Consider the following 24,631-nt stretch of genomic DNA (forward strand, 5'->3'; position numbering starts at 1 on the left):
CTGGCTCGGCCTTATCGGCATGGCTTCGCTTGTAGGAGGAACTATTCCTTTCGTCTATTTTGACGGCATGACTTCGCTTACTGCGATTGCCACGCTGCATGCGTTTCGTATGCTAGGTATGGCCATGCGTAATGATGCCGATGACCACAGCTGGTCTTAATCGACTGTCAGAGGATTTAATTCCACACGGAACAGCCATGACGAATACAATGAGACAGGTGGCGGGATCAATCGGTACGGCGGTTCTCATCACTATTATGAGCAGTGTTGCTGCAGGTTCGGCAGCTGCACCATCTGATGCATTGATAGAAGGAGTTAACACGGCCTTTCTTGTTACAGCGGGAATTTCCCTTCTTGGACTGATTTTATCCTTCTTATAAAGGGTAAGAAAAAGCCAAGAGAATCATTCCAGCCCGCTTCCGAGAAAGGAAGCTAGTCTTCCCCCGGAATTAAAAAAAGCCTGCAGAAAATGCACGCCCGGCGGTGTAATAAAATAAATGTAAAGCCCGATACTCTTTACGGAGTACCGGGCTTTTTCCTGCTTTTCGATACATAGGGACTGGCCGGATCCCAAAACCGCCATGGGTAATCCACCGCTTCCCCGCTGTTATCAATGCCGACCCGCGGCCCCGATGCGATATCTTCCGGGGCGCTGCCTTCCAGCAGATAGATTGAGGCATCTTCGTAGCAGCATTTGGCGTAATCTCCCATAGTAATGCCCATTGCTTTCGTCAGTTTGCCGGGTCCGTTCGTCCATTCCAGCTCCTTCCGGCCGTTTCTGCGGATTTCCATTAAATCCCGGCCGGATACAGGTTCTACAGCTCTAATAAGTACAGCCTCCGGATTGTCTTCTGGAGCAGATACAATATTAAACAGGCAGTGGGTATGCATCGTATAGGTGTATACATGGCCCGGCGATGCAAACATGATCTCCGTTCGTTTCGTACGTCTGGCACCATAGCTGTGAGCCGCCCGGTCTTCAGGTCCTATGTAGGCTTCTGTTTCAACTATTCTGCCGGCCGTCCTCCCTTCGGAGGTTTCTTTTACGAGCGTTCTGCCAAGCAGTGCCCTGGATAATTCCAGAGTCGGCAGATGAAAAAATTCTTTTTTAAGACGTTTCATTGTATTTTCTCCTCTATATTCGGGATAAAATAGCCGAAAATAGTTACTTCGACTCATGATTGGAACAATATAAAGAACTATAATGTTCTATATAACGTATATTAATTTATTTATTCATTCATTTTCTTTTAGGGAGGGTAATCCGTACATGATTGGTGAAAACATACGAAGGTACCGAAAACAAAAAAGAATGACATTGTCAGATCTTGCTTCAACTACCGGTATCTCCAAATCGTATTTGAGCTACATTGAACGAGGAATTAAGCATAATCCCTCTATTGATGTTCTTGAAAAAATCACAGAAGCACTCGAAATTAATATTTCCAGTATTATTACTGATACACCAGCTCCTTCGTCAGAACATGGAGTCATCGACGAAGAGGGCAGGCCTTAATTCAGGAAGCAATTCAGGCCGGTATCAGCAAAAAGCAGTTCCGTGATTTTCAGAAATTTATACGCTATGAGAAGTGGACTTCATTTGAAAAAGATAAGAATGCCAATTAGTCTTTTCAGGACATACAAAGAGCATGTTAAAACAATACACTTGTTTTAACATGCTCTTTACGTGTAATAGATGGTAAAAAAGATAATAACACCCTTTTTCATCGTTGTATACTACCCTTCAATTCTAATGCTTTTACTTCTTAACTTTTTGAAAAAAAGGCAAGAACCTCGTCTTTAGACATCCCTGCTTCTTTAGCTTCTTGTATCAGCACGAGCCATTCATAATCCAATTCTTTTGTTTCCAATCTTTCCAACCTCCCAAGCCTTTATAGGATCTCTCCCCAGGCAGCCCAGCCATCTTAGCATATAGTGCCTTAGACCTGTAACTTTGCGTACACATTTTTCAATGAACTTGCCTTTATCTGGAGGTTGATTTTTATATCTTACCACCACCCTGGCAGCAAGTAAAATAATCAGATTTGAAAATCCTATTATCCCCTTCTAAAAAACCTCGTAAGCCTTGAAAAAGGAATACGAGGTTTTTCATGTATTTTCTTTTTATAAAAACGAAAAGCGGCCGCCAGCGTATTTTTCACCTGGCAGTCATTAGATTATTTGGTTATTTCTATAAATACTACTTTTAAATAATCTCCTTCTTTGTAAGAAGCCGTATATGGATGATCATCAGGCAGACGGACACGTTCGGTTACATTTTGATTTACTTCCGCTTTGATGCAGGCTTTATCAATCTGCTTCTGAAATGCCTTCATTCCAAAGCCGCCGAAATTTGTTGAGGCAATGATTGTTCCGCCGTCCTTTATGATGGAAATAGCGTCTACGAGCAGGGAAGTGTAATCTTTTGCTGCAGAAAATGTCCGTTTCTTTGTTCGTGCAAAGCTTGGGGGATCGAGGACGATCACATCATATGTGATATTTTTCTTTTTGGCATAATCAAAGTAGGCAAACACATCCATGATCCTTATTTCCTGATCTTCACTTATAACTCCGTTCAGCTCAAAGTTTTCCTGAACGCGTGACTTGCTTCTGTTCGCTACGTCAACATCCACTGTTTTTGCAGCTCCGCCGTGATGGGCGGCTACCGAAAAAGCACCGGTATAGGAAAAAGTGTTCAGAACGGTCTTACCTGCGGAATACTCATCGCGCAGGCGTTTTCTTGCTTCCCTCTGATCCAGAAATATTCCAACCATCGCTCCATCATTCAAATATACCGCAAACGTCATTCCATTTTCTTTAACGTGCAGCGGAGCAGGTGCCTCTTTTCCTTTTACAAAGTCATCGCCTTCGATATACTGTCCCTGCTGCTGAAAGCGCCGTTTCTCATACAGGCCTTCGTAGGCGGTCACTGCCTCCAGCGCGCGGATGATCAGGGAGCGAAACGCATAGATTCCCGCACTGTACCACTGCAGCATATAGTAGCCGTTAAAATAATCAATGGTCAATCCACCGATGCCGTCTCCTTCACCGTTAAATATGCGAAATGCAGTCGTTGATTCATCCTCGAAAAATGCCTTTCTTCTCTGCAGGGCAGCACTGAGTTTTCCAACAAAAAACTGCTGGTCAATGGCCTCCTCTTTTTTGTTTGTAAGAATCCAGCCGATGCCTTTATTCTGCAGCCCGTAATAGGCTTTCGCGATAAATTGGCCCTGCGGGGTCATTAAATCAAAAACAGTCCCTTCTTCTGAAAGCTTTTCCCTTTTATTGACCATATCTTCATGGATTAGAGGATACCCCTTTTGAAACGTTTCAACAGCTTGTTTGGAAGCGGAAATTTTCATTGTTTCAGTCATTTATCTCATCCTTCATTTTTTAATATCATGCGGTCGATCCATTTAACAAGAAAAGGAAGCAGTAAAAACAATACAATTACACGAATAATATGAAGAGCAGATACAAGCGTCGGTTCAAGCTGGAGGGCAAAAGCTGTAGAAGACATTTCCGCTGCACCGGCAGGAACTGTGCTGAGCAGACTTGTTATGTAAGGAAGCGGGGTCATTAACGTAAACAACCCTGCCAATAAGAGGCTGAGCAGCAGAAAACACTGTAGAATGCCCAGACTCGGCAGGCCGATACTTTTTACACGTACCAGCGTTTCCCTGTCAAAACGGATGCCTACCATAGCTCCAATAAGCGCCTGTCCAGCTCCCGCCGCATATCCAGGCGGGGCAAAGCCGGGCACGACCCAATTTCCAATTATAAATCCAAAAATAAGTGCATAAAGAAGAGCTCCACCCGGAATCTTAACATATTTATTTAAAATAATAACCAGTACGACAATAAATAACAGCATTGGAAAACCAATAAAAGGATTCCATACCCCCGTGTCTGCGGGAGTTCCTCCAGAAGCAGCCTCCGGATAAAATACCGCAGCAGACAATGGGATAAGAAACACAAAAAAAGTAATGCGGGCTGTGTGGAAAGCGGCAACAATCCGGTCATCAGCCCATAATCCCGGCTCACGCTGATTACTTCCGAAGCTCCTCCCGGTACGCAGCAGAAAAAAGCGGTCTTTACGTCCAGACTGGTCCATCTATACATCAGCATTCCAAATACGAGCCCCATCATTAACGTAATGGAGAGCGTAACGATCAGAGGCATAATATAAGCCGGCAGAACAGCAAAAAGCTCTGTATCCATTAAAAAACCAATATTTACTCCTACCAGAGCCAGGGCAGCCTGAAACGGCCACCCTTCAAAGGTAAAGCGTTTTATAAAAAGTCCTGTAAAAATGCCGGCCAGCAAGGCTCCAAAAAGCCAGCCGGCCGGTACGCCGGCTGCAGAAAATAGACCGCCGACTGCAATAGCTGCTGTGATGAATAAGCCTTTCTGCCACATAATGACGGCTCCTTCACTAAACATTTTAAATCAACTTTTTTTAGTATATCATGATTTTCCAGGCTGCTCTGTTTGTTCAGGAGAAGAAGTTGCCGCTTTGCGGAAGGATCGGGAAGAAAAATAAAATACAGCAGCGTTGATTACGGCCATAATAGCCATTCCCATAAAAATGTTGCTGTAAATGCCTGCATGCCCGGGAGAAAAATGAAGCGGATTATAAGCTTCTGCCCCTGTATATTGATTTAATAAGGCGCCTACTACCGCCCCTCCAAACGCACCGGCCATAAAATTAAATAAATTGTATACGCCCATTCCAACACCCGTTTCCTCTGCCGGAAGAACAGAAGAAATCAAGTTAGCCGTAGCTGTCTGCAGAAAAGGAAAAGCAACATAGCTTGCTACAAGAGCCAGGCTCACAAGTATGGGAGAAGCTCCGGCCGCGATAGATAGAGAAGTAAAACCAACCATCGTTAAGCCAAGAGCAAGAAATACCATCGGCCAGCTCCCAAACCGGTCCGTCCATAACCCCGCAATTCTTCCCATAAAAGCTGCAGCTATCGCTCCGGGAAATAACACGAGACCTATCGCTGTTGTACTGAGGTTATTTACATCATCCAAAAGTAGCGGCATCATAAACATCATGCTGAACATCGTAAGAATACCGAAAAAACTTGTTATCAATGTCGTCCGGTACGCATGGTTTAAAAAGAGGCCGGGCTTTACAAACGGCGTTTCTACATGGAAAATCCACCAGATGAATATCGATAAAAAGACAATGCTGATACCAAGGTATAACCAGCCGAATGTCGTAATAAATAAAATAAAGAAGCCAACTCCCACTGCCATAAAAAAAGCACCCGGCAGATCGACTTTCCCGGATTTTGCTTCTTCTTCCGGAAGCCATTTATGAAAAACGGAATAGTGATGACAACGAATATCGATACTAAAAACAAGTAGTTCCAGGCAAAAGCACCGGCGATCAAACCTCCTGCAATCGGGCCTACCCGAGGCAAAAGCCATCGTCGAAGACACAATGCCCAGCACCTTGCCCTGTTCTTCTTAAAAACCGGGAAGGAGCAATAAATACAAGAGCCGGCACCGTTGCAGCTCCGGCGGCCTGAACCATTCTTGCCGCTTACGACCATAATAAATGAGTAGAGAAAAAGCGATAATGGAACCAACTGCAAATAAAATCAGTCCTACCGTCAGCAGCCGCTTAAATGGATACAGGTCAGCAAGCTTTCCATATACAAGCGCTCCTACTGCATAAATAATAATATATCCGTCACTACCCAGCTTACCTCGGAAGGAGACAGGGAAAAAGCGTCGGCAATATCCGGCACGGCTATCATAAACATAGTGGAGTTCATAACGGAAAACATCAAAACCGCACACAATAAACGATAATTCTTCTTTAACAGATCTGCTGAGCGTTACAGCACTGTCTATATTTGAATCCGGCACGGGCAGCGCCCTCCTTTTTTCCTTTTTAACAACTAGCAGTGTACCATATATTTTCCCGTTTCGAAATAATTTCAGCTCTGGTATTTTTAATAGTTACGGTGAATATATGATATACTGTAACGATGAAAAAAAGATCGGAGGATTAATGCTTACTTTTGAAGAAAAAATAAAAATCGCAGAAGAATTTGTTGAGCTTGAGAAAAAAGAAGTGTCCATGGGACGCGTTAACTTTCACTTTGAAGAAAGTGACTACGATAAGAAAAATGTCGTTTATCATCTTCATCCGAACGGCAATGGATTTGTCTATGCTGACTGGTATCCGGCGTTAAGACAGACGACCGGGGCATGGTGAATATTCGTGAATACTCAGCTGAAGACTTCAGGAACCTGATTAAAGAAGCACTGGCTTCTCTTCAGACGGATGAGTCTACAGAAGAAGAATTTGAAATAGAGGAATGGGAAAATATAGAGGATCAGCTGCTCGTGTTGATGCCGGAAGAAGACGGCTGGAATGTCTATGCCGGTCTGCAGCTGGATGGAACATTCAATACGTATGGGGAAGCTATCGACTATTTGGAAAAAGAAGGATTCAAAAGGGTTTTATAATAAAATAAAACAGCAGCCTTTGACGAGGCTGCTGTTTTTTTATTAAGTGAGGGGAAAATAGTCCACGTTATTTTTATATTCGTTTTATTTTAGACAAAAAGCCCTGCATCATTTCGCAATGGGATTATTTGGGAATGGTCCATGCGGAAAAATTAATGACTGGGTTACTTTTCTACGGATAAACAGTACAGCTCCAGCTCCTGCAGTTAGGGCACCAAACAGCATCATCATTGGGTTCGCCGTGGCCGTTTCCGGAAGGGCTCCGCCTTCTTCTGTGACTTCCTCCTCAGCCGGTGCTTCAGAAGTAACGGCCTCTTCTTCAGGCATTTCCTCGTCTTCTGTTACTTCAGATATATTATCATCTGATTCTGACTGTTCTCCATCAGTTGAATCATAACCAGGCAGACTTTCACATGGAATGCCGTCGTTATCATTTCCATCCAGGCGCTCCGGATCGTTATCGACTGTATACCCATGCTCGTCCCAGTGTGCCAACGCTTCCTCATGTGTAGCAAAATCATCGCAATCGTAATCTTCCCCATGGCCGGCTTCCGCTGCTCCCGCACTTCCAAGACTGATAACAGCTACACTGCTCAGTCCTATTATCCATTTTTTCAACATGTGTTTGGTTCTCCTTTTTAGTTGCTATGTACCATTCCCTGTCTTTAATATGCCATAAAAAGAAAATATATACAATGAATATTTAGAAAATTCAGCAAATAAAAACCTCCCCCAGTGAATGGGAGAGGCTGTCTGCTTATTCCTTATTTAATAAATTCTGAAGCGATTCATAGGTCTGGGCACCCATAACTCCCTGCTGGTTCACAATAAAGCAGGGCACTCCTGTAATACCTATCTGTTCGGCAATCTGCCTGTCTTCCATAATTTCCTGTTCAAATTCTCTATTTTCCACGGATTGTCGGAATGCCTCTCCGTCAAGTCCTGCCTGTTCAGCAATTGCTGTCAGAGTGGAAATATCGTTAATGTTTCTGTCTTCCTGAAACTGGGCTTTGAACACCGCATCATGATAGGCATCTGCTTTTCCATGCTGTTCCGCAAATTTAGCTCCTTCATGAGCGTAATGGGAATGGCTGCTCTTGTCGTTCCATTTCATATCGAGCCCATACTGCTCGGACATCCGTTTTACGTTAGCTCTCGCCTGCTCCATGTAACCTTCCGGTTTAGGAGGAAGTTCTACGCCTTCCGGCTTTAATTCAAATGACCGCCATTCGATTTCTACTTTCTTTTCCTCAACCAACTGGTTAAGCGGGGCACTCCCGATAAAACAGAATGGTCATAAAAAGTCGCTGAATACTATCATTTTCTGTTTCTCTTCCATATCCGTTACCCTCCTATGATTTTACCTGAATGACAATCTTACCACGGGCTCTGCCTTTTTCGCTTGCTGCATGCGCTTCCTGTACGCCTTCTTCACTAAGTGGAAACGTGCTGTCAATGAGTACCTTCAGCTTGCCCTGCGCGTAAAGATCCGCCAGCTTCTGCAGGCGTTCCCCGCTTTCTTCGAGCCAGATGGATCCAGCCTTCACTCCGTATTTATCGGCTTTTTCCTGATCGGGCTGTCCGGCTATTGATGGAAGCTTTCCTCCTTTTTTCAGAACGGAATAGCTTTTTTCGAGTACATCACCGCCGATTGTATCCAGTACAATATCCGCATCCGTAACTATTTTCTCGAAATCCTCTGTTTTATAGTCAATTACTTCATCGACTCCCAGATCTTTTAACGTTTCAGCTTTTTCTGCACTTGCCGTAGCAATAACGTGGGCGCCGAAGCTTTTTTGCAATCTGCACAGCAAAGTGGCCGACACCGCCTCCCGCCTCCATGAATAAGCACTTTATCTCCTGCTTTCATTCAGCAAAATTCCACCAGGCACTGCCATGCTGTCTGTCCAGCAAGCGGCACCGCTGCTGCTTCATCAAAGCTCATATCTTCCGGCATAAAGGCTGTGCGATTTTCCGTTGTTTTTACATATTCAGCGTAAGTGCCGCGGTTGTTGTTTGCTGAGCGGGTAAATACTCTGTCGCCTTTTTTAAACTTATGGACATCGTCCCCTGTTTCCCGTACTATTCCTGCTGCATCCCAGCCTAAAATAATAGGAAAGTCATAAGGAAGCATATCTTTCAAATAACCTTCTCTTAATTTCCAATCAATTGGATTAACGGAGGTTGAATATATTTCAATAACGATTTCATCATTTTCCGGCTCCGGCCGGTCTATTTGTTCTTCGGTAAGCTGTTCTTTACCACCGTATTCATTTATTACAATTGCTTTCATTATTTTTTCCACATCCTTTTTTTATTCTCTCCTTTATCCCTTACTTTTAGTAATACAAACCTATCTGACATTCATCATTTTTTTCTGGACTTCTTCATAAGCAGGCATTCCTGTCTGCGCCCCCGTTTTTTCTACGGATATAGAGGCAGCCGCATTGGCAACGCTACGGCTTCTTCTATCGATTTTCCTTTCGCTGTCATTACGGCAAATGCTCCGTTAAATGTATCACCTGCTCCCGTTGTATCCTGTACCCGGCTGTTGAAACCCGGATGGGACTTTAGCAGATCCCCTTCCCGCCACTGGTGCTCCTTTGGCTCCGAGGGTTGTAATAAGTTTCTGCTGGAGTTTTCTCTTCCGCTGCGGTAAACAACTGGGCAGCCTCTTTTTCATTAGGCGTTATATAATCCGCCAATGTCCACAGCTCTTCCGGCATATCCAGTGCGGGAGCAGGATTAATTACGAGAGGCAGATCATATTCCCTGCATTTTGTGCTGTATGTATAATCGTTTCAGGGGTATTTCAAATGCCATCAGGACTACGTCGCTCCTTTTCAAAATGTCCAGATGGTGATCTATATAGTCAGGCGTCACATAAGCATTGGCTCCCGCCGCAACATAATACGGTTATCGTCATTTGTTAAAAGAATAGAAGCCGTTCCGTTGAGACGCCGGGCACAGTTTTTACATACAGGCCGGCTATACGGCTTTCTTCAAGATAAGCGAACAGCTCTCTGCCAATATAGTCTTCTCCTGTACAGCCTATAAAATTCACATCCGCCCGAGTCTCGCGGCAGCTATAGCTTGATTGGCCCCTTTTCCTCCAGGTGCTGTTTCAAACCGTTCCCCTATAATGGTCTCTCCCGTTCCGGAATTCTGCTGCAGGTTGTGATTAAGTCCATATTGATGCGTTCCTATAATGGTAACGACAGGTGTTTTTTTCATAATCGGCTCCTTTTGCGGCTGTTTTTCCGTATTCTTTTTTTATACGACTATTTAAAGCATCCGTCAATGCCAACAAAAAAAGCGGCCGCTGCCGGCCGCTCTGTTCTATCCTAGGAAGAAGCCGGTTCTGACGTTTTCCGGCTTTGGTTTTCTAAATCCTTCTTCCCTGAATTCTTTTTTCTTCTGTTGCTGAGAAGGTGTATTCTTCAAGAAATGCTTCATAATCTTTCAATACTTCTTCGAGGGGCCGTAATCTTTCTTTTCCCCGAATTCAAGCCATAGGGCTTTTGTGCAGAATTCTTTCATTTGGCTGATCGAATGGCTCACAAAAAACATCGTCTTTCCCTGTTCTTTGAATTCCCTCATTTTATCAAGGCTTTTTCTTGGCGAAGGCGCGGTCCCCGACGGAAAGAGCCTCATCAATAATAAGAATATCAGGATCGATACTTACATTGACGGCAAAACCGAGCCTGGCCTTCATTCCGCTAGAATACGATTTGACCGGCTGATCAATAAACGCCTCCAGCTCGGAAAATTCGATAATGTCGCTTTCCATTTCCTTGATCTGCTTTTTGGAAAAGCCGAGCATTAAGCATTTCAGCTCAATATTCTCCCGGCGGATAGTTTTCAGGTCAAGGCCTGAGGGACGGCAAAATGATGGCTGAGTCCCCGTTTTTATCAATTCTCCGTCAGAAGGCGGCACTACTCCTGCCAGAATACTGGACAATGTCGATTTACCTGAGCCGTTGACTCCGAGAAGACCGATAATGTCTCCCTTTTCTGCTTCAAAAGAAACGTTGCGGAGTGCGTAAAATTCTTCACCGTAGCCTTTAGGCAGGAGCATATCTTTCAGCCGCTCTGATTGGGATTCATAAATTTTATATTTTTTTGTTACGTTTTTAGCAATAACTGCTTTTTCCATAGATTGCCCCTTCTTCCTTAAAGGAAATCAACAAAATGGCGGCGGAAACGGACGTGAAGAGCCGCTCCAATAATAAAAAATACCGCAACCGTTCCCCAGAAATACAAGGTGTATTCCCACTGGTCAATAAAATACCAGCCGTCTCCGAAATAGGCAGCCCGGTATCCTTCCACGAGATAATACAGTGGATTCAGCTGCATGGCGGACTGAATGGCCGAGGCAGGGAATCGGTCGTCCACAAAAACGGCGTCAAGTAAAGCATGACGCGGATAGAGGACTGGATAAACATGAATATCGCGTATTAATACCGTAAGCGTAGATGAAATTAATACAAACGATACTACCAGTGCGATGGTGGCAAACAAAAAATAAGGAAACTGCACGTAATACATATTTACGGGATACCCCGTAAACTGCATATAAATTCCTACTATCACCATTAAAGCCAGATGGGGATAGAGCTTGGAAAAGATCACATACGTCGGTATAGCACTTGTTGGAAAATTCATCCTGGCTACCATTTTTATCTTCGTAAATATGGATTTAGACCCCTGGGTAACCGCCGGCTGCACAAAAAACCAGATCGTAATACCGGCCATCATCCAGTTCAGAAAGGGAACGCCTTCCACGCCTGTATTGCCGCGGATGCCGTATCCAAACACAAACCAGTAGATCGCTATAAAGATCAATGGATTTATTATTCCCAGGCGATGCCTAAATAGTTGTTTTTATTTTTGCTTTTAATTTCATACACGGACAGCCTTCGTATTAGATAAAAGCTTTGGTACAGTTCTTTACAAATGAGTACTGCAGATTTCATAAAGGTTCCCTCTTTTGCCGCTGCATTAGGAAAAAATAAATTCAGGCTGCTTTTATATTCCGGCAGCTTTTGGAATCATTCCGGCAGTGCAGGCACTATTTCTTTTATTCAAAAACACCCGCTCTACTACGCGCTTGGATGCATTGCCATCTTCAAGGACATTGTAGTTATTTTCGAATATCTCAAATTCTTTTCTGTAGCGTTCCATAATGGTATCCGCCTGCTTGATTTCTTTAATAATTTCGTCTGTAGTCCGGACAAGCGGTCCAGGTGGCCTCTTTTTCAAAATCAAAAATAGAAAACCTCTCAGCTGGTCACGGTAGCTTTCGATATCATAAACAAAGAAAATCATCGGGCGTTTTAACACGCCGTAATCGAACAGAAACAGACGGAATAGTCCGTCATGAGAATGTCGCTGATAATATACAAGTCACGGATATCTTCATAGTTGGACGCATCATAGGCAAATCCCTCATGCTCGGTTACGTCCACCTGGTCTGATACAAGATAATGCAGACGGAGAAGCACAACGTATTCACTCCGAGTTCTTTTTGCATCTGGTCGAGATCCATTTTCAAGCTGAATTTGTACCGTCCGATAAAGTGGTATTCATTGTCTCTCCACGTCGGGGCATACAGGACTACTTTTTATCGGCAGGAATACCAAGCCTGCGCTTAACTCTCTGCACATCTTCTTCTTTATGATGTACCAGGTAATCATTTCTCGGATAACCTGTTTCCAGCAGATTTTTATCATAGCTGAAAGCACGGCGGAAGATGTCTGTGGAATAACGGTTTGGGGATATTAGATAATCCCACCGGCTCGCTTCATTGACAAAATTCTTTTATACGTTTCTGTCGTAGTGCCGGGCATTAGCACCTCTTCCATATCCAATGCCAGCTTTTTCAAAGGCGTACCATGCCATGTCTGCAGATAGACCGTTTTTTCCGGCTTTGGGATCCATTTGGGAAGACGGCTGTTAAATACCCAGTATTTCGCTCTCATCATAACCATAAACCATTTAAGAGTAAACCGTGGAAGCATATTCACATTATGCTCTTCAAATTTTGCTTTTATAGCGGTGATCCACGCTCCAGTAATACGTACGCTTTGGATCCTGTTCTTTTAAGTACTCGTACACGGCGCGCGGATTACAGCTGTACTGCTTGCCGAAAAAGCTCTCAAATACGACATATCTTTTTTACCGGGAAGCCTGCCGATTAATGAAAGCAGCGAACGCTGCAGGCTTTTGCTTTTCTTGAATTTTTTAACGTTTGGATGTATTTTTTTTAATCTTTCTTACTTTTTTAAGGTAAGATTTTTATTTTATTTGAAGATTTTTTTATCTTCTTAACGGAAAGTTTTTTCATATCGCTGAATCCTCCACTGGCTCTATCTATTAGAAAGCAATGCCGGCTGTTTCTGTAACAGCAGCGGCGGTATATTCCTCATCAGGTATGTCTCAGGCGTGCTGCATTTTCCTGTTATTAAAGCCGTTCTTTCTCCGGCAGCTAAAAGGCCGACCTTATATAATATAGCAGGAATTCTTCTGATTTTGAACTGCTTAAATTGCTGTAGGGTATATGACCACCCGGCAGAGGAGGTTTTTTTCTTTTATATTTTTTTTGTAAAAACGTAAAGAAAAACCTGACACAAAGCCAGGTTTATTGGCACCGTCCTTCTATGCAGGCATAGAAATTCTTGTGACTTTTATGCAAAAAAAGAGAGAGCACTACGTTCCCCTCTCTTTATCGCGTTATATTCAGCTTTAATTTTTAGTAGTTGTTGACAAGAAGAAGTTCTTTTTTAATTTTAGTCGTTGAGATGTTTGCAGTTCTAGGCAGGTTAAACGACATCACAGTAAGGTTTAAGAAAGTCGAATTCGCCTTTCCAGTCATCTCCCATGACAAAGGTGTCAATCGAGCGGTCTACTACATCTTCAAGCTTCTGCTCCCATTCGTTTTCAGGAATAACTTCATCTACATAACGGACAGCTTCCAGGATCATTTTGCGCTGTTCGTACTGATAATAGGCTTTTTTGTTTTTCAGGGCGTTAAACTCGTCTGTTGAGATCGCAACAATTAAATGGCCCCAAGGTCTTTAGCGCGCTTGAGCAGGTTGATATGGCCCCAATGCAGCAAGTCAAATGTGCCGTACGTAATAACTTTTTTCATAACTAATGCCCTCCTTGTTAAGCTTTATGTGTTTTATTTGTATTTATTCTCAGATAAACATGTTAAGTTTTTTTAATTAAAATTAATATAAATTTACTTTCTACTGGTTGACTTTTATACTATAACACACATACATAGCCGCAATCATCGAGTAATCATGGAAATATTGCCCAATGATTTATAAAAATATGTAACAAATTCAACAAAAATTACATACTTTTACTTAATTCAAAAAAGAGCACCCGATTGAGCGCTCTTTTATTTAATTGGAATTATTCAACATATCGAGAGCTTCCTGATAAATGCGTTCTGCGTTATTCTGGTCAATATGGGTGAAAATGGATGATTTCTTTTCAGAAACAGACTTCTTTTCCTGAAAAGACTGTTCAATATGACCGCGGATGCTGTTAATCAGATTGTGCTCCGATTTAACAGTATCGCCGAGAAATGTTTCGGCGCGCGGCCGCAGGCTCCCTGTTTTAAAGAAGCTTTTTGCATCAAAATGATAAAAGATGACGGGTTTCCCCATATAGCTGAAATCAAATGATACGCTCGAATAATCGGTAATCATCAGGCTGCCTTCCTTCAAAAGTTCCTGAACCGATACTTCACCGAGCTTCACTACACGGATGTGAGATGAATTATCCACAGTAAAGTGTTCTACATAAGGCTGCATTCGGTAGTGGGGATAAAAATCAAGATCTACGTCATAATCGTCCAGCATTTGATGAAGCTCTTCGTTGTGGATAAGTGACCTGTATTTTTTATAATACGTAGACTCCAGAAATGTTTCTTCATTATGAAGCCATTCCTCCAGGTAGGCATCAATAAAATCTTTCTTTTCGGGGCGGGATTTTCAAGTAGTTCATCAAACCGGGATAGTCCGGTTACTTTCACTTCCCCTGGGCTGTAGCCCATCTTTTCTACTACCATCTGTTTTTCCATTTCTGAACTGACACAGAAAATATCAAATGGATAGTGATAGTACTTCTTATCATATTCCACCTTCTTACGGCCAAGAACGCCATGCTGCAGGAAAAACTTTTGCTGCTTTCTGGTACGAAACCATCAAAGCCCCTTTAAAAGGCAGCAGGTATTCAATGTCGTGGGAACCAAAAAACGCATCGGCTTCAAGCGTTTTAATCACATGTTCGTCGCTGCCTGCAGTTAATACGTTTCCAAGGGGAATAACCTTCTCATAATCTTGAGCGCCTTCCTCTATCACGTAGTAGGCGTTAATTTCCGGATGGTGCAGCCGGCAGTATTTAAAAAAGTGATAGCCTGTATCCTGTGCTGTGTCAGGCCTTTCACCAATAATCCACGTATAACTGTCCGTAGAACGCGTATACGCCTCATTTTTTTCTTTCAGCCAGGCGGCATGCTTTTTGGAAAGAAGGGCTGTTTCTATTTTGATATTGCCCCGCGGAGTGTAGACCGCGTAGTATTCAAGCACATTTTTTCTGTTTTTAAAGAATCGGAAGCAAGAATATGGTCTTTGTAGTAGGTGAAACTTTCCCGTCCAAGCTTTCTTTCCCGGGTATATCCGCCCAGCTCCACACGGATGTAAAGATCAATGGGTGTCTCTATCGTTATGAATGGTTTTGAGCTTATCGAGCGGCAGTTCCGCTTTGAAGGCATCACCCTTTTTTTCATATGGAACGAAGAGAGCTTCCTGCTCGGTTTCTCTGCTCCTCGCAATAATCGTAAGCGTCTGCTCAGCCGGATCAGATGCCTCCTTTGCATTAAAGGAAGCGGTTCCTTCTATATAAAAGCTGTTGTCATTTATGCTGAATTCCGCTATATCTCTTACAATGCCTGCTTCTTTGAGCATGTAGGCCAGACGGTTGTTGACCGTAGTGTAAAAAAACCCTTTGTACACATGATCACCCCGGCGCCATTCTTTTCTCGGTTCGGCTTCCAGAACTTTCGGCCTGATTTTAAAACGGTATTCCATCAGGCGCGCATCCACCTCCGCGCTTAAATATACTTCATAGCGCGAAGCCTCTTTATTTCCGCCGAAAAAAAGCGATTTTTCCGGGAGACTGCATGTGAATGTGTACTCTTTTTTCTGCAGATTTCCTTTTGCCGTATCCATCGGCGTACGAACGACTTCACCGGTATGTTTATCAAACAGGCAGAGATGAAACGCATCTACTTCGTATTTGCCCCATTGGAAGCTTCCGCTCATGTGCACTTTATTGTTTTGATATACAGAATTCCAGGCAAACACGTTTACCAGGTCTGTAAATACTTTAAAAAAAAAGCCTCCGTTGGAGGTTCGGTATGGACGAATCCGCCGTATGCCTCCGTCGACCACTGCACGGTGATAAGCCCCGCGCAGAAATTCCTTTGTATCTATACCGACCCGATAAAGCCTCCGCTTATCTGTTTTGATATAAAAGTGGACGTCCCAAAACCGCCGGAAAAAGACGGCTCCGAGGATACCCAGTCTGCCTGCCAGAAATAATCATTCAGCCAGTTGACCTTCAATGATTTGTTGAGCACTCTTCCCCTTTTTTTCAAAAGAATACCTGAGGAAAAAGGGGCCGGTACGTCTGATAGTATTTTTCTGTTTCCCATTCCGGTAAGGCGGTATATGTCTCCGGACCGCTCAATATCCACTACTTTTACAGGCATATCCTTTAAAGTATCTTCGTTCCAGGCTTCTCTTCTCGTAATATTTAAATACCCTTTTGGTGTTTTATAGGCTTTTAAAAAAGCCCGGTCACCGTAATACAGCTTTTCCATATAAAGTTTATCTGCTGCAGGGGCATACAGCCTTGCTTCTGCTTCTTCGTCTTCTTTACCGTCAGACAAAATCACATAGATTTCCCAGTTGTTGATATGCGGAGTTACTTTATGTAAATAAAGGGATTCAAGCGGTATTCTGCAGACAAATGATACTTTTCCAGCCTTTTCTTTTTTCGGCTTTACTACATTCCATTCTATTGTGTCCACTACAAACTGATGATCTGCATTTCCTGAATGAACCACTTTTGCAGTGGAATATTTTTTAATTTTTCTATATGTGATTTCAGCCGGCAGGGAGGTGCATGTGCCTTTAATCACCCATTCTGTTTCATTTACATTCACATTCGTTACTTTAGCCGATACGGCCTTTGTATTCAGTGTAGTCATTTGAAAAACCTCTTCCGTTCTTCTTCATTGATTTTACTCATTTACCCCATTCTCCATTTAAGCTGCATCTTAATTTTCGGCCACTCTTCTGCAATAATACTATACATTACAGCATTTCGGATTCTTCCGTCATAGAGCTGACGCTCGTTTCTCAATACTCCTTCTTTCACTGCCCCAAGTCGTTCCAATGCCCGCTGGGCGGGGACATTTTTTTCATCTGTTAGCACCTGCACCCGAATAGCATGGATTTCTTCAAACGCCTGCTGCAGGAGCAGGTATTTCGTTTCTGCGTTAATTCCGGTTCCCTGCAGGGAAGAAGTGAAATAAGTAGAGCCAAGTTCTAAGGTGCGACGGCTTTCCGAATAATTATACAGCCTGGTTGATCCTCTTATGCGTCCTGTTTTTCTTTCAATAACGGTGTAAGGAAAAGAAGTACCCTGCTCATATTCGCTGCATGCTGTTTCAATAATGCTTTCCATATCTTTCACCGAGGAAAGATACCTCACCATATACGTCCAGTTCGATGCTTCCGTTGCAATCTGGTATAAATCCTCTGCATCATCCGGCGTCATTAAACGAAGCTGATAATGCCTGCCTGTTCGTTTTTCCATAAACGGCTCCCCCTTTTTTACTCAAAATGACTGACGTTTCCTTCTTCTTTTACAACGATCTTTCCATTCTCTATTTCAACATGGCTCAGACTGCAGTTCGCCAGAGGAGGAGCTTCCCAAAAATATTCCAGTGATTCCTGCTTTAAATAAGCCAGCAGGCATTTCAGCGTCCCGGAATGGCTTACGAGTAGAATCCGTCCTTCATTGTGGGTCTCCACTATACTTTCCCAGGCGGAAGCGGCTCTTTTCTGCAGAGCCGCAAACGTATCGCCTCCCGGCGCCTCAAATAAATGAGGTTCAGTAAAGAAGGTCGTCACTTTTGCTTCTTCTTCTTTTGAATATCCGCTGCTCTCCGTCCGTCCCAACTGCCGTAATTGAGTTCCATCAGTCCTTCGTCTTTTCGTATGGAAGCCGCTGGAAGACCCGAGACAATTTCAGCTGTTTTTACCGCCCGCTCTGTAGGACTGGCATACACAGCATCAAGAGGAATTTCTTTTAAGCGCCTCCCAAGCAGTTCTGCTTTTTCCGCCCCGTCTTTTGTTAACGGGGAGTCTTTCCACCCCTGGACGATCCCCTGCGCATTCCATTCCGTCTGCGCGTGGCGCACTAAATAAACCGTCAGCATATTCTTTATCCCCTTTTATTCCGGCTGGCAGGTCGGACAAAAATAAAGCCGTCTCGATGCCGCCGAAATCTTTTGAATATCAGTGCCGTCAATGCGGCACTGCTCTCCGTCTCTGTTAAATACCCAGTGCCTTCGCTGGGCGTAGCTCTGTCCTCTCTTTTTTAAACGGGCGGCTGTTTCTTCATCTACCGTAATACCTCCGGTTTGATAAGAACGCTCTACCATCGTGACCAGGGCCTGCGCTGCCTTCTCAAGTTCTTCGTCGGTACAGTCAGCCGGCCTTTTTCCCGGATGAATACCTGCTTCAAAGAGAATCTCACTGCGCAGGTAATTGCCGATACCTGCTACAAAGGACTGATCCAGCAGGAGAGAAGACCACTTTCGATTCACAAACCTCCGGCTCGTTATCCGCTCATACAGTTCTTCAGGAGACGTTTCCTGGTTTAAAATATCCGGTCCGATTTTTGCTAAAAATGGATAATCCTCCACTTCTTCATCCCGCAGCACTTCAATTTCAGAAGCGCTGTATAAAAGAGCGGACTTTTTTTCATTATGAATGGCCAGGCGGAGCTGGCGCTTTGTAACGGGATACTCATAAGCAGAACGAACATACCATTTTCCGTACAGTTGATTATGGGAGTATATCGTATAACCATTATCAAAACGGATCAGCATTGCTTTTCCTCTTGTTTCCACTTTTATGACGTTAGCCTGTGCAAATGAGGCTTCATATGATTGAAGATGTGGAAACGCAAAATACATCTCTGCTACCGGGCCTGCTTTAACAGCTTGTTCGACTTGATCTGCGGCTCTTCTTATTTCCGGTCCTTCAGGCATGTTTATCGCTGCCTTTCCTATTTATTATTTTACCCTTTTTCTTTCCTCCTGTATCATATATAAAAAGGTGTATTTTTTAAAAACTAAACACACATATCGTCAATAAAGGAGTACAGTCATGAGTGCTATTTTTAATATATTTAATAAATTAAACAAAAATATTGAAGCAAACCGTCCCACTTCTGCCCAGGAGGGGGATATGGAACGGACGATTGAACTTTGTGAACAGGGAATCATCCTGCTTCCCATGTACATGAATGAAGTGGAAGAACCACCCGGACAACTCTTATGCCGGGACGTGCTGCTCCGCTGTTATCTTACCACTGATCAATTTGAACTTGCACGCGAAGCTGCTGATTCTGTATTTAAAGCAGGCGCCTACACTTCCGAACAGCATGAAAAAGCAGCCCGCGGTATTGATGATATAGAATCCGCCCGCAACGCTCTTGCCGAAGTATTAATAAAAACCCCGGGCATTTCCATAGAAGAAGCGGAGCAGCAGGTATCAGGAACCACCTCCTCTTCTCTCAAATGGTACCTTACCCACTCCCGCGTGCTTGAGAGAAAAACAGAAAACGGCGTGACCCGCATTTGGCTGCCGGAACAGATTATGGACCAATCGCATACAGACCCTTCATTAGTAAAAGTAGCTATTGTCGATGTGGAAACGACCGGCATGTCCAAAGATGAGGATGAAGTTGTTGAGTTCGGTTTAATTGTCTGCCTCGTTAATAACCAAACCGGCGAAGTTGAAAAAGTGCTTACCGAGCTGAATAACTTAAATGAACCAAGCTTTTCGATTCCGCCCGGCGTGACAAGAGTGCACGGCATTACCGATGAAGACGTTCGTGGAAAAAGCCTGGATCATCCTAAAATCGAGCTTCTGCTGGAACAGTCCGACTTGATTGTTGCTCACAATGCTTCATTTGACCGTGGTTTTGTAGCACGTTACTTTCCGTTTGTAAAAAATAAGCCGTGGCACTGTTCCGTTAAAGGAGTGGACTGGAAACAATATGGGTTTGCTTCCAAAAAACTCATCTCGCTCTGCCAGGCCCATGGGCTTGCCCAGACGCAGTCCCACCGGGCGCTTGATGACGTAAAGCTCACCCTCGGCCTGCTTCAGCAGAAAAACCCTGAAGGAACGCCTTACTTTCTGGAACTGCTGAATAAAGAAATTCAATTTGCCGACAAAAAACGGGTATACTAACGACAAAAAAAGACAAAATACGTATTTTTATACAAAACCTGGACAGGGGTGCTTTCCGCAGGCCGAGCCTTAAGCTAAAGAGGAAAAAACGCCTTTTTATCTTCTCCTATGGCTGTTCTGCAGGAGTCATCCCGGCTTATTTTTCTTCTTTTCTTTTCACAAAAGCCTTTAAAAATAGTCGAGATTGGGCATGGATATACAAGATGAAATAGTTTTAGACAGCTTGAAAAAGCGGAAGGCCCCGGCCTTCCGCTTTTTGCTGTCCATTTATTCATTAGTATCCGTTATCTTTTTTTGTTATTTCAATTAAATCGCCCAGGGTGAGCTTACCGCGGTCACCAATATGGTGGAGCAGTTCAACGAGCAGATGAGCGGTAGTCTGGGCATCTCCGAGCGCGCTGTGCCGTTCAAATATTTTGGAGCCGAATTGAATCGCATAGTGGGAAAGGTCCCTCATGTCCCAGGAGGGATTTAAATACCCGATAACGTCAAGCGTATCGATATATGTCGGTTCGTCAAAAGTAAGCTTGTGCCGGCCGAGCTCCTTTTTCAGCACCATAATATCAAAATCAAGGTAATGGCCCACCCAGCCGCCGCTGTCATACTGTTCAATAAACTGATAAAACGATTCAATCGCTTCCAGGGCAAAGGGTGCGCCTTCTACATCGGATGGCTTGATACCGGTCAGGGTCTGAATGGAGGCAGGAATGTCTCTTTCTGGATTTACGTACGTTTGAAACGTATGGTCTGTGACTTCCAGCCCTTCCACCTGCACCGCTCCAATTTCAATCATCCGGTCTCTGCTTCCTACTGCAAATCCTGTCGTTTCAGTATCAAACACGGTGAAACCGAGCTCCTTTAACGGTGTATTTAAAGGCAGTTCATTATTCAACTGGTAGTGCAGGCTTTTTTTCTTCCAAAATATCATAAGACTCCCCTCCTTTTCATCCCCTGATACGATTAAGCCATCCCGAATGCGGCAACTGCTTTTGTCTGAAGAGAGCGTATCGCTTTTAATGCTTGTATCAACGCTTCTTTATCTCTTGATTTCATCTGGCGGAACGATACCTCACTCGAGTTTTCCTCTTCGAGCTTATACCTGCTCCATGACTGGGTGACCCTGATATGCAGCACCACTTCATAAGCATAAAGCAGCTCATCGGCAAACGGTTCATCCAGCACTCGTTTATCTTTCAGTTGTTCGATCATTTCTTCCGGTGTTTCGCCTAAAATGCCGTGCTCGGCTGAAAGAATCTGCAGGGAGTGGTGAAACGGAAACAATGCCTGCTTTTTTATATCCATGCCTTCTTTTTTCACACGAAACAGCGCCCGAATCGGGTGATCGAGTACTGGAACCGGTACATTCTTCTCAAGCTCGGCGGCACGCCGCAGAAATATCTTTGATTTCCCCAGCTGCCGGGAAACCCCTTTTACGAACTCGTCTCTAACCTGTTCGCTCCCGTATATCCAGCGGAAGGCGAGAAAGTTCTGGCCGAGCAGAATATTTTCATTGGTCGCTCGCAGTCCCCAGGTCCGGATCCGGTCTTCCCAGTGAGCGATCGTTCCCCGCCAGCCGGGGGCGCTTGCCATCATGTTGCCGTCACATCGTTTGTAACCGGCCGTTTCCAGCCAATAAACAATCTGCTCGCCAAGTTTCTTAAAATATGCATCATTTGATTTGCGGTCTTCTTCTTTTTCCGGCTCTTCATAAACTAGAAAATGATCCTGATCCGTCATCATAAACTGTTCATGCCGGCCGCCGCTTCCCATCAGGAAGAACGCAAATCCGCAAGGTGGGGCCCCCAGCTCTTCTTTCACTTCTTCAACCGCAAGCTCCGTACAGTGCCGGATCAGACGGTCATACAGATTGGTAACTACTTTCATGATATGAAGAATAGGGATCCCGTCATCGATCAGGTGGCCGAGAACTTCATAAATAGCAAACTTCACTTCAGAGAGGCTTTCACTGGAAGACGCCTCAATTTCCCGCAATACGTCAAACTTGCCCCGGTTCTGTTTTTTAAGCAGATCCGATAACGTAATCATGCCGACGACCTGGCTGTTGCTGTCTTCATTTACGACGGGAAGGTGCTTGATCCCGTTCATTAAAAAACTCGACATCGCCTCATAGTAATAAGCACGCCTGGATATGGTAAAAGGAGAGGAAGACATGATGTCTCCTGCGGTGCCTGTCTGCCTGTCTGCCGCTATTACACGCTGTACTAAATCCTTTTCCGTAATAATTCCCTGCAGGCGCTGTTTTTCGTTTACCACGACAATCGAGCTTGCCTGCTGGTCCACCATCTTCTCTGCCGTATGCTGAATGCTTTCTTTTTCCTCTACCATTAGAGGCGGCGCATTCATTACGTCCTGCACCCGCTGAATAAATGGATCGCTCTCTCCCCACTTCTGAGCAAGATGAACCTGCTCAGCAAGGGAGGCATAAATATCCCTCAGCCTTACAGCTACATGGCGCATGACAAAATCACGAACTTCTTCACGGTGCCATACTTTCTCCATCACGTGATACGGGATATACAGGCAGACAGACTCTTCAATCGCCCGCACCTCAACGGTAAAATTGTTTTCCTCCGCTGCCGGTTCCCCCAGAAAATCAGCAAGACTTGATAACCCGATCACTTCTCCTTTTTCCAATACTTCCAGAACTTCCTGGTTTTTCTCTTTTGTTTTGGAAAAGCTTACATATACCTCTGTCAATCCTTCCAAAATCAGAAGCAGTCCGTCTCTCGGACTCTGCGAGTATAATATCCGCTGGTTTTTAGAAAATGACTGCAGACTGCATGCCTCCATTAATGCACCAAATTCAGCGGCTGGTGCGCCGCTGAATAAGGGATGGAGATGAACCTGCTCCAAATATTCTTTATTTGTCTTCTTCTGTTCCATCATTCATCCATACCTCACCGTTCTTATATGTCATTTGTTCCGGGTAGCGGAGATCCACTACATCATCCTGCAGATGCTGAGCAGGTGCCGGTGTTAATAACGTCACGATAATACACGTCAGGAAGTTGACCGGTACGGCGATAATGCCGGCACCTGTATCCTGGATGCCCAGGAACGTAATACCGCCAAGAGCCAGGAATATATACGTCAGCGTCGTAGCAAGACCTACGAGCATTCCGGCTATTGCGCCCTGTTTGTTCATGCGTTTCCACCATACGCCGAGGAACAGAACCGGGAAGAATGTTCCGCCGGCCAGTCCGAAGGCCCAGGCTACAATCTGTGTAATAACGCCGGGAGGATCGAGTGCAATAATACCGGCTACAACTGTAGAAGCAACAATCGCAATTCGTCCTGCATTCAAGCGCTTTTTATCTGTTGCTGTTGGATTCATCAGACGGTAATAAATATCATGGGCGAAAGAAGAGGAAATCGTAATAAGCAGGCCGCCCGCTGTTGAGAGGGCTGCGGCCATCGCACCAGCCGCTACGAGACCGATAACGAACATGCCCAGATTCGCAATTTCCGGAGTCGCCATAACTACCATGTCGTTTCCAACAGCGATTTCACTCCAATCCAAAATCCCATCTCCGTTGGTATCTGCAATTTCAAGCAGGCCCGTGTCCACCCAGCTGTTCGTCCATCCGGGAAGTTGGTCAATCGGCTGTCCGGCTACCTCCGTCATGAGAATAAAACGGGAAAATGCCGCATAAGCCGGAGCTGAAAGATAAAGAAAACCAATAAAGAGCAGGGCCCATGCGCCGCTCCAGCGGGCTGCTTTCATCGTTGTTACCGTATAAAAGCGGACGATAACGTGCGGCAGCGCTGCCGTTCCAACCATTAACGTAAACATAAGGGCAATAAACTGACTGCGGTCGCTTTCGGAAAAGGGAGCAAAATATTCGGTGAATCCAAGCTCTCTGTCCAATGCGCCAATCTCATTAACCACGTTTCCATAAGTAAGCCAAGGAAGCGGGTTTCCAGTAATCTGCAGGGACATAAAGACGATTGGCACAATATAGGCAATAATAAGTATGAGATACTGTGCAACCTGGGTCCAGGTAACACCTTTCATGCCTCCAAGGGAAGCATAAATCGCAATAATAACAACCCCGATAATTGTCCCGTAGGCTGCCGGTATACTGAACAGCCGGCCGATAACTACGCCGGAACCGGAAAGCTGTCCGATAACGTAAGTAAAACTGATAATGATCGTTGCAATGGCTGAAATCAGCCGGGCAGTATTACTATCAAACCGGTCCCCGATAAATTCCGGAACCGTAAATCTGCCGTATTTACGAAGCTGCGGTGCCAGCAGAAAGGTAAGGAGAAGATAACCGCCTGTCCAGCCCATAATGTAGGCAAGTCCGTCATATCCAAGCGCCATCAGCGTTCCTGCCATACCAATGAATGAAGCGGCACTCATCCAGTCTCCGCCTATTGCCATCCCGTTCCAGAATGCCGGAATACCGCGGCTTGCTACGTAAAATTCAGACGTCTGTTTAGCTCTGTTAAAATATGCAATTGCAATATACAGGGCAAATGTAGCTAGTATCAGACCTAACGATACGAATGTTTGCATGTCCAAGCTGGTGACCCCCCAGAATGTTTAG

General features: G+C 44.4%; 26 protein-coding genes, 6 pseudogenes and 1 riboswitch. Of the genes and pseudogenes, 4 read left to right on the forward strand and 28 right to left on the reverse strand.

Annotated elements, in window-relative coordinates:
- The first annotated feature begins 131 nt into the window (after positions 1 to 131).
- Positions 132 to 380: an MFS transporter gene (locus tag MMY81_RS25940; RefSeq protein ID WP_252315073.1), complete on the forward strand. Its 249-nt coding sequence runs from the start codon at positions 132 to 134 to the stop codon at positions 378 to 380.
- A 136-nt stretch (positions 381 to 516) separates the two neighbouring features.
- Here MMY81_RS25940 and MMY81_RS25945 read toward each other — a convergent pair whose 3' ends face one another.
- The gene (locus MMY81_RS25945) at positions 517 to 1,122 is read right to left on the reverse strand and encodes a DNA-3-methyladenine glycosylase (protein ID WP_252315074.1); all 606 of its coding nucleotides are present in this window, start codon (positions 1,120 to 1,122) and stop codon (positions 517 to 519) included.
- A gap of 148 nt (positions 1,123 to 1,270) precedes the next feature.
- Here MMY81_RS25945 and MMY81_RS25950 point away from each other — a divergent pair, with 148 nt between their 5' ends.
- On the forward strand, positions 1,271 to 1,516 hold the full coding sequence (locus MMY81_RS25950; RefSeq protein ID WP_252315075.1) for a helix-turn-helix domain-containing protein: 246 nt from the start codon (positions 1,271 to 1,273) through the stop codon (positions 1,514 to 1,516).
- 250 nt (positions 1,517 to 1,766) lie between these two features.
- Here the strand turns inward: MMY81_RS25950 and sinI are convergent, their stop codons facing one another.
- The 5 genes and pseudogenes from sinI to MMY81_RS25980 all read right to left on the reverse strand — a co-directional run bounded on the left by sinI (position 1,767) and on the right by MMY81_RS25980 (position 5,883).
- A complete protein-coding gene (sinI, locus tag MMY81_RS25955; protein WP_252315076.1) occupies positions 1,767 to 1,871 on the reverse strand; it encodes a DNA-binding anti-repressor SinI in 105 nt (34 codons plus the stop codon).
- 36 nt (positions 1,872 to 1,907) lie between these two features.
- Positions 1,908 to 1,993: riboswitch (cyclic di-GMP riboswitch) on the reverse strand.
- 184 nt (positions 1,994 to 2,177) lie between these two features.
- Positions 2,178 to 3,374, reverse strand: coding sequence for a class I SAM-dependent rRNA methyltransferase (locus MMY81_RS25960; protein WP_252315077.1), 1,197 nt, complete (start codon positions 3,372 to 3,374; stop codon positions 2,178 to 2,180).
- Between the two features lie 5 nt (positions 3,375 to 3,379).
- Positions 3,380 to 4,443, reverse strand: a pseudogene (locus MMY81_RS25965) (AbrB family transcriptional regulator).
- Positions 4,444 to 4,467: 24 nt separating this feature from the next.
- On the reverse strand, positions 4,468 to 5,463 hold the full coding sequence (locus MMY81_RS25975) for an MFS transporter (RefSeq protein ID WP_252315079.1): 996 nt from the start codon (positions 5,461 to 5,463) through the stop codon (positions 4,468 to 4,470).
- Positions 5,464 to 5,478: 15 nt separating this feature from the next.
- Positions 5,479 to 5,883, reverse strand: a complete 405-nt coding sequence (locus tag MMY81_RS25980; protein WP_252315080.1) for a hypothetical protein — start codon at positions 5,881 to 5,883, stop codon at positions 5,479 to 5,481.
- A 145-nt stretch (positions 5,884 to 6,028) separates the two neighbouring features.
- Here MMY81_RS25980 and MMY81_RS25985 point away from each other — a divergent pair.
- Positions 6,029 to 6,489 (forward strand): annotated as a pseudogene (locus tag MMY81_RS25985) (hypothetical protein).
- 108 nt (positions 6,490 to 6,597) lie between these two features.
- Here the strand turns inward: MMY81_RS25985 and MMY81_RS25990 are convergent.
- From MMY81_RS25990 to nei, 19 genes and pseudogenes are all read right to left on the reverse strand, one after another.
- Positions 6,598 to 7,110: an excalibur calcium-binding domain-containing protein gene (locus MMY81_RS25990; RefSeq protein WP_252315081.1), complete on the reverse strand. Its 513-nt coding sequence runs from the start codon at positions 7,108 to 7,110 to the stop codon at positions 6,598 to 6,600.
- Between the two features lie 136 nt (positions 7,111 to 7,246).
- Positions 7,247 to 7,771, reverse strand: a complete 525-nt coding sequence (locus MMY81_RS25995; protein ID WP_308215492.1) for a DsbA family oxidoreductase — start codon at positions 7,769 to 7,771, stop codon at positions 7,247 to 7,249.
- Between the two features lie 70 nt (positions 7,772 to 7,841).
- Positions 7,842 to 8,315, reverse strand: coding sequence for a zinc-binding dehydrogenase (locus tag MMY81_RS34565; RefSeq protein ID WP_308215486.1), 474 nt, complete (start codon positions 8,313 to 8,315; stop codon positions 7,842 to 7,844).
- A gap of 44 nt (positions 8,316 to 8,359) precedes the next feature.
- A complete protein-coding gene (locus MMY81_RS34570; RefSeq protein ID WP_308215487.1) occupies positions 8,360 to 8,782 on the reverse strand; it encodes an NADP-dependent oxidoreductase in 423 nt (140 codons plus the stop codon).
- A 131-nt stretch (positions 8,783 to 8,913) separates the two neighbouring features.
- Positions 8,914 to 9,066, reverse strand: a complete 153-nt coding sequence (locus MMY81_RS35885; RefSeq protein ID WP_374562851.1) for a PfkB family carbohydrate kinase — start codon at positions 9,064 to 9,066, stop codon at positions 8,914 to 8,916.
- Between the two features lie 352 nt (positions 9,067 to 9,418).
- Positions 9,419 to 9,553, reverse strand: a complete 135-nt coding sequence (locus MMY81_RS33500; protein ID WP_256498005.1) for a hypothetical protein — start codon at positions 9,551 to 9,553, stop codon at positions 9,419 to 9,421.
- The gene (locus MMY81_RS26005; RefSeq protein WP_252315083.1) at positions 9,550 to 9,723 is read right to left on the reverse strand and encodes a PfkB family carbohydrate kinase; all 174 of its coding nucleotides are present in this window, start codon (positions 9,721 to 9,723) and stop codon (positions 9,550 to 9,552) included. Before MMY81_RS26005 ends, MMY81_RS33500 begins: the two co-directional genes overlap by 4 nt.
- A 370-nt stretch (positions 9,724 to 10,093) precedes the next feature.
- The gene (locus MMY81_RS26010; RefSeq protein ID WP_308215488.1) at positions 10,094 to 10,645 is read right to left on the reverse strand and encodes an ATP-binding cassette domain-containing protein; all 552 of its coding nucleotides are present in this window, start codon (positions 10,643 to 10,645) and stop codon (positions 10,094 to 10,096) included.
- A 17-nt stretch (positions 10,646 to 10,662) separates the two neighbouring features.
- Positions 10,663 to 11,465 (reverse strand): annotated as a pseudogene (locus MMY81_RS26015) (ABC transporter permease).
- 52 nt (positions 11,466 to 11,517) lie between these two features.
- A pseudogene (locus tag MMY81_RS35890) lies at positions 11,518 to 12,749 on the reverse strand (CDP-glycerol glycerophosphotransferase family protein).
- A gap of 491 nt (positions 12,750 to 13,240) precedes the next feature.
- Positions 13,241 to 13,639, reverse strand: a pseudogene (gene tagD, locus MMY81_RS26050) (glycerol-3-phosphate cytidylyltransferase).
- 262 nt (positions 13,640 to 13,901) lie between these two features.
- Positions 13,902 to 14,363 (reverse strand): CDP-glycerol glycerophosphotransferase family protein, encoded by a 462-nt coding sequence (locus MMY81_RS26055; protein ID WP_252315087.1) that lies wholly within the window; start codon positions 14,361 to 14,363, stop codon positions 13,902 to 13,904.
- A complete protein-coding gene (locus tag MMY81_RS26060) occupies positions 14,342 to 14,644 on the reverse strand; it encodes a hypothetical protein (RefSeq protein ID WP_252315088.1) in 303 nt (100 codons plus the stop codon). Before MMY81_RS26060 ends, MMY81_RS26055 begins: the two co-directional genes overlap by 22 nt.
- A gap of 4 nt (positions 14,645 to 14,648) precedes the next feature.
- A complete protein-coding gene (locus MMY81_RS26065; protein WP_252315089.1) occupies positions 14,649 to 15,092 on the reverse strand; it encodes a hypothetical protein in 444 nt (147 codons plus the stop codon).
- Between the two features lie 117 nt (positions 15,093 to 15,209).
- Positions 15,210 to 15,956, reverse strand: coding sequence for a hypothetical protein (locus tag MMY81_RS26070; protein WP_252315090.1), 747 nt, complete (start codon positions 15,954 to 15,956; stop codon positions 15,210 to 15,212).
- 38 nt (positions 15,957 to 15,994) lie between these two features.
- Positions 15,995 to 16,777 carry a hypothetical protein gene (locus MMY81_RS26075; protein WP_252315091.1) on the reverse strand — a complete coding sequence of 261 codons (783 nt, stop codon included), beginning with the start codon at positions 16,775 to 16,777 and terminating at the stop codon, positions 15,995 to 15,997.
- A 41-nt stretch (positions 16,778 to 16,818) separates the two neighbouring features.
- Positions 16,819 to 17,388, reverse strand: coding sequence for a GNAT family N-acetyltransferase (locus tag MMY81_RS26080; protein WP_252315092.1), 570 nt, complete (start codon positions 17,386 to 17,388; stop codon positions 16,819 to 16,821).
- Between the two features lie 17 nt (positions 17,389 to 17,405).
- A pseudogene (locus tag MMY81_RS35895) lies at positions 17,406 to 18,013 on the reverse strand (histidine phosphatase family protein).
- 15 nt (positions 18,014 to 18,028) lie between these two features.
- Entirely contained in the window at positions 18,029 to 18,850 is an 822-nt protein-coding gene (gene nei, locus MMY81_RS26095) for an endonuclease VIII (RefSeq protein ID WP_252315095.1), read from the reverse strand.
- Between the two features lie 118 nt (positions 18,851 to 18,968).
- Here nei and MMY81_RS26100 point away from each other — a divergent pair, with 118 nt between their 5' ends.
- On the forward strand, positions 18,969 to 20,057 hold the full coding sequence (locus MMY81_RS26100; protein ID WP_252315096.1) for an exonuclease domain-containing protein: 1,089 nt from the start codon (positions 18,969 to 18,971) through the stop codon (positions 20,055 to 20,057).
- Positions 20,058 to 20,331: 274 nt separating this feature from the next.
- Here MMY81_RS26100 and MMY81_RS26105 read toward each other — a convergent pair whose 3' ends face one another.
- The 3 genes from MMY81_RS26105 to MMY81_RS26115 are packed head-to-tail and all read right to left on the reverse strand — an operon-like array spanning position 20,332 to position 24,606.
- Positions 20,332 to 20,985 carry a 3'-5' exonuclease gene (locus MMY81_RS26105; RefSeq protein ID WP_252315097.1) on the reverse strand — a complete coding sequence of 218 codons (654 nt, stop codon included), beginning with the start codon at positions 20,983 to 20,985 and terminating at the stop codon, positions 20,332 to 20,334.
- Between the two features lie 32 nt (positions 20,986 to 21,017).
- Complete coding sequence (locus MMY81_RS26110; RefSeq protein WP_252315098.1) at positions 21,018 to 22,964, reverse strand: DUF294 nucleotidyltransferase-like domain-containing protein; 1,947 nt, start codon at positions 22,962 to 22,964, stop codon at positions 21,018 to 21,020.
- Entirely contained in the window at positions 22,939 to 24,606 is a 1,668-nt protein-coding gene (locus MMY81_RS26115; protein WP_252315099.1) for a sodium:solute symporter family protein, read from the reverse strand. Before MMY81_RS26115 ends, MMY81_RS26110 begins: the two co-directional genes overlap by 26 nt.
- Positions 24,607 to 24,631 lie beyond the last annotated feature (25 nt).

This window comes from Sinobaca sp. H24 (assembly GCF_023845525.1).

Coding starts and splice junctions, on each gene's coding strand:
- MMY81_RS25950 (WP_252315075.1), top strand. CDS start 1,271: ATGATTGGTGAAAACATACGAAGGTACCGAAAACAAAAAAGAATGACA.
- MMY81_RS26010 (WP_308215488.1), bottom strand. CDS start 10,645: ATGGAAAAAGCAGTTATTGCTAAAAACGTAACAAAAAAATATAAAATT.
- MMY81_RS26100 (WP_252315096.1), top strand. CDS start 18,969: ATGAGTGCTATTTTTAATATATTTAATAAATTAAACAAAAATATTGAA.
- MMY81_RS34570 (WP_308215487.1), bottom strand. CDS start 8,782: ATGAAAGCAATTGTAATAAATGAATACGGTGGTAAAGAACAGCTTACC.
- MMY81_RS26080 (WP_252315092.1), bottom strand. CDS start 17,388: ATGGAAAAACGAACAGGCAGGCATTATCAGCTTCGTTTAATGACGCCG.
- MMY81_RS25990 (WP_252315081.1), bottom strand. CDS start 7,110: ATGTTGAAAAAATGGATAATAGGACTGAGCAGTGTAGCTGTTATCAGT.
- MMY81_RS26105 (WP_252315097.1), bottom strand. CDS start 20,985: ATGATATTTTGGAAGAAAAAAAGCCTGCACTACCAGTTGAATAATGAA.
- MMY81_RS26110 (WP_252315098.1), bottom strand. CDS start 22,964: ATGATGGAACAGAAGAAGACAAATAAAGAATATTTGGAGCAGGTTCAT.
- MMY81_RS26055 (WP_252315087.1), bottom strand. CDS start 14,363: ATGCTGGACGATTATGACGTAGATCTTGATTTTTATCCCCACTACCGA.
- MMY81_RS25945 (WP_252315074.1), bottom strand. CDS start 1,122: ATGAAACGTCTTAAAAAAGAATTTTTTCATCTGCCGACTCTGGAATTA.
- MMY81_RS26005 (WP_252315083.1), bottom strand. CDS start 9,723: ATGAAAAAAACACCTGTCGTTACCATTATAGGAACGCATCAATATGGA.
- MMY81_RS25960 (WP_252315077.1), bottom strand. CDS start 3,374: ATGACTGAAACAATGAAAATTTCCGCTTCCAAACAAGCTGTTGAAACG.
- MMY81_RS25940 (WP_252315073.1), top strand. CDS start 132: ATGATGCCGATGACCACAGCTGGTCTTAATCGACTGTCAGAGGATTTA.
- nei (WP_252315095.1), bottom strand. CDS start 18,850: ATGCCTGAAGGACCGGAAATAAGAAGAGCCGCAGATCAAGTCGAACAA.
- MMY81_RS26075 (WP_252315091.1), bottom strand. CDS start 16,777: ATGACTACACTGAATACAAAGGCCGTATCGGCTAAAGTAACGAATGTG.